At 69.8% G+C, this 3,886-nt stretch carries 4 protein-coding genes; 2 read left to right on the plus strand and 2 right to left on the minus strand.

Going from position 1 to position 3,886, the window contains the following annotated elements; translation table 11 throughout:
- Nucleotides 1-465, minus strand: a 465-nt coding sequence (locus OO014_RS19005) for an enoyl-CoA hydratase/isomerase family protein (RefSeq protein ID WP_272463896.1), incomplete at its 3' end; no start/stop codon positions are given.
- Nucleotides 465-974 (minus strand): T3SS (YopN, CesT) and YbjN peptide-binding chaperone 1, encoded by a 510-nt coding sequence (locus OO014_RS19010; protein ID WP_272463897.1) that lies wholly within the window; start codon nucleotides 972-974, stop codon nucleotides 465-467. The genes OO014_RS19010 and OO014_RS19005, both read right to left, overlap by 1 nt.
- 138 nt (nucleotides 975-1,112) lie before the next feature.
- On the opposite strand from OO014_RS19010, the gene glgX reads away from it, so the two are divergent.
- Nucleotides 1,113-3,236, plus strand: a complete 2,124-nt coding sequence (gene glgX / locus OO014_RS19015) for a glycogen debranching protein GlgX (protein ID WP_334685061.1) — start codon at nucleotides 1,113-1,115, stop codon at nucleotides 3,234-3,236.
- Nucleotides 3,237-3,444: 208 nt separating this feature from the next.
- Nucleotides 3,445-3,873: a hypothetical protein gene (locus OO014_RS19020; RefSeq protein ID WP_272463899.1), complete on the plus strand. Its 429-nt coding sequence runs from the start codon at nucleotides 3,445-3,447 to the stop codon at nucleotides 3,871-3,873.
- Nucleotides 3,874-3,886 lie beyond the last annotated feature (13 nt).

The following is a 3,886-nucleotide window of genomic DNA, read 5'->3' on the forward strand; positions in this document are numbered from 1 at the left end:
GGCCTTGGCGGGGCCGACGAGGCGAGCGAGGCGCTGCGTGCCGCCGGCGCCCGGAATGATGCCGAGGAGGATCTCGGGCTGGCCGAGCTTGGCGTCGTCGGCGACGACCCGGAAGTCACAGGCCAGGGCCAGCTCACAGCCACCGCCGAGGGCATAGCCGGTGATCGCGGCGATGACCGGCTTGGGGATCCGCGCGACAGCCGTGATGGACGACTGGAGCGGGCCGGAGCGGTCGACCATGTCCGTGTAGGACATCGTCTGCATCTCCTTGATGTCCGCACCCGCGGCGAAGACCTTCTCGCCGCCGTAGACGATGACCGCCTTGACGTCGGCGCGCTCGGTCGCCTTGGCCGCCGCGGCGCGGATCTCCTCCTGGACCTGGACGTTGAGGGCGTTCATCTTCGGCCGGTCCAGCCGGATCGTGCCGATGCCGTCCTCGACCTCGAGCCGGACGAACTCGCCCATCACTGACCGCCCTGCACGCCGTCGAGCCCGGGCTGCGGCTGGTCGTCGGCCGGGAGCCAGGACTGGAAGAAGAACTGGACGGCCTGGAGGATGTGGTTGATCGACAGCGGCGTCAGGAGCTTGAGGTCGGCCCAGGCGGGAACGACGTGCTCGGCGGAGACGACGAGGCTCTCCTGGACGAGGCACATCTTGACGACGTTGAGCTGCAGGGTCATGTCGTTGCAGCGCGCGAGGCGCTCGTTGCGGTCGGCGGACACGGGCTCCTGGAGCTGCCACTGCCCGAAGAAGCGCACGAGCGGGATCTCGCCCTCGGCGACGCGCGCGAAGAGGGTCTGGTCGTTGACGGTGAACTCGAGGTCGCCGTCCTTGTCCACGTTGGCCTCCACCCCGAGGTCCCCCAGCGCGGCAAGGATGCGGTCGCGCACCGGCGTCTCGCTCTGGCTGGCGCCGTTGGGCGGGCCGGCGGGCACGTGCGGCTGGAAGTTGGGCAGGGAAGTCGGATCCGTCATGGGCCCACCGTAACGAGCACAGCAGGCTGAGTCACACGGAGGCAGGTCACAAACGATGCCGTATGCCGCTGGGCTCGCTCGCGCGGCCATCCACCCTCCCGCTCTAGGCTGACCCCCGTGCCGCCACCTCCCCCAGGAATGCCCGACGTCCCGCCCCTGCCGGGCGCGCGCCTGACCGCAGGCGGCGTCGAGTTCTGTGTCTACGCCGGGCACGCGACCAGCGTGGAGGTGTGCCTCTTCGACCGGGACGCCAGCGGTCGCGAGACCGAGCGGCGCGTCCCGTTGCGGCACCGCGCGCACGGCATGTGGTTCGACACGGTCGCCGGGGTCGGGGCCGGCCAGCGCTACGCCTTCCGCGCCGACGGGCCGTGGGAGCCCGGTCGGGCCCAGCGGTACAACCCGCACAAGCTCCTCCTCGACCCCTACGCCCGAGCGCTCGAGGGCGACGTCACGCTGCACCCCGCCCTCTTCGCCCACCACGTGGGACCCGACCTCACGGGTGACCTGACGGTCCGGGACCGACGCAACTCAGCGGCATACGTCCCGCGGTGTGTCGTCGTCGACGACACGTTCGACTGGGGTGACGACCGCCCACCCCGGCGCTCGCTGACGGAGTCGGTGATCTACGAGGTCCACGTCAGGAACGCCACTGCGCTGCACCCCGACGTCCCGGAGGTGCTGCGCGGGACCTATGCCGGGCTCGCGCACCCGGCCTTCGTCGAGCACCTCAAGGGCCTCGGCGTGACCGCGGTGGAGCTGCTGCCGGTGCACGCGTTCACGCACGAGCCGGAGCTGGTGGCGCGCGGGCTGACCAACCACTGGGGCTACAACACCCTGGGCTTCTTCGCGCCGCACGCCGCGTATGCCGCAGCCGCTGACCCGCAGGGGGTGCTCGACGAGTTCAAGGGCATGGTCAAGCTGCTCCACGCCGCCGGGATCGAGGTGATCCTCGACGTCGTCTACAACCACACGGCAGAGCAGGCCCAGGATCGGATGACCCTCTCCTGGCGCGGACTCGACGCGCGGGCCTACTACCGGCTCGACGCGCGCGGCCAGGACATCGACGTCACCGGCTGCGGCAACACCGTCGACCTGACCCATCCGGTCGTCGTCGCCATGGTCCTCGACTCGCTGCGCTACTGGGTGCAGGAGTGCCACGTCGACGGGTTCCGGTTCGACTTGGCCGTGGCCCTCGCCAGGGGGCGCGACGACGCCTACGACCCGACGCACCCCTTCCTCGTCGCGCTCCGCGCCGACCCGGTGCTGTCGCGCGTCAAGCTCATCGCCGAGCCCTGGGACGTCGGCCTGCACGGCTGGCGCACCGGGCAGTTCCCCCCGCCCTTCTCCGAGTGGAACGACCGGTTCCGCGACAGCGTCCGGACGTTCTGGCTGCGTGACCTCGCCGTCTCGACCGCCGGGGACACGGGGCACGGGGTGCGCGACCTGGCCACCCGGCTCGCGGGCTCGCAGGACCTCTTCGGCGCCCGTGACCGCGGCACGATCGCCTCGGTCAACTTCGTCACGGCCCACGACGGGTTCACCCTCGCCGACCTGACGGCCTACGACACCAAGCACAACGAGGCCAACGGCCAGGGCGGCGCCGACGGATCCAGCGACAACCGCTCCTGGAACCACGGCGTCGAGGGGCCGACCGACGACGAGTCCGTCAGCGCCCGCCGGCGGCGCTCGATGCGCAACCTGCTGGGCACGCTCCTGCTGTCGAGCGGGGTGCCGATGATCAACGCCGGGGACGAGCTGGGCCGGTCCCAGCGCGGCAACAACAACCCCTACTGCCAGGACAACGAGATCTCCTGGATGGACTGGGACCTGGAGCCGTGGCAGGAGGACCTGCTGGCCACGACCCGTCACCTCGTCGCGCTGCGGCGGGAGCACCCGGTGCTGCGGCAGCGTCGCTTCTTCTCCGGCCGGAAGGTGCACGAGGACGGCTCGACCGACCTCGCGTGGTTCGGCGGCGACGGCGACGAGATGGGCCGCCGCTGGGACGGGCCGGCCGTGGATGTGCTGCAGGCGCTCTTCAACGGGAGCGTCGTGGACGGCGGCTCGATCCTGTTGTCGCTCAATGGTGGCGCGTGGGCCGCGGAGATCACCCTGCCGACGGCTCCGGGTGCGGTGGCCTACGAGCTGCTGTGGGACAGCGCATGGGAGCGTCCTGAGGCGCGTGGCCCCCGGGTCCCGGCCGGGTCCGACGTCACCCTGAGCCCGTCGTCGCTGCGGGTGTGGCGCGCCCTCGACCCCACCTGACCTGACGGGGATCACCACCCCGAGGTCATCGACGCCAGGCCATTCGGCGCCGCCGCAGTCGCCCCACTCTCGTGAATCATCAACTACCGCATGGCCGTTCACGTGAAGACTTTCGCTGCTCGAGTCGCGCTCTGTCCGTTTCGTCAGTAACGTCCCTCGCGCCGAAGCAGCCCAAACAGGGCCTGCAGGCATCTAATCGACGGGAACCATGGCAGACAACGCCAAGAAGTGCTTCGGAGTGCTCGCGGTCACCGCGGCCGCTCTGACCATGGGCGTCAGCCCGGCGGCCGCCGCATCCACGGCGCTGTCGGGAACCGTCAACTGCGACGGCTACTGGACGAACTACAACACGACCCGCTACATGACCGGATACCAGAAGACCGACCTCTACGTCACGAAGGTGGCATGGAAGGACGGGTTGCTCGGCGACTACTACGACATGAGCTTCAAGGTGAGGATCTACAAGTCCACGGGCGAGTACGTCGGCTACAAGAGCGCCTACGTGCTGTGGGCCAACCAGTGGGCCACCTTCGATACGTCCGCCTACATGCCCAAGACAGCCTTCAAGATGTCTGCGCAGATGTCCTCGAAGAGTGGCACCTGCCACAACTCGTGGGCGGGCAACCTCTACTACTGACCTCGTCCGTGGC

Source organism: Intrasporangium calvum, assembly GCF_028446585.1.
Classification (GTDB): domain Bacteria; phylum Actinomycetota; class Actinomycetes; order Actinomycetales; family Dermatophilaceae; genus Intrasporangium; species Intrasporangium calvum_A.

Coding starts and splice junctions, on each gene's coding strand:
- OO014_RS19010 (WP_272463897.1), bottom strand. CDS start 974: ATGACGGATCCGACTTCCCTGCCCAACTTCCAGCCGCACGTGCCCGCC.
- glgX (WP_334685061.1), top strand. CDS start 1,113: ATGCCCGACGTCCCGCCCCTGCCGGGCGCGCGCCTGACCGCAGGCGGC.
- OO014_RS19020 (WP_272463899.1), top strand. CDS start 3,445: ATGGCAGACAACGCCAAGAAGTGCTTCGGAGTGCTCGCGGTCACCGCG.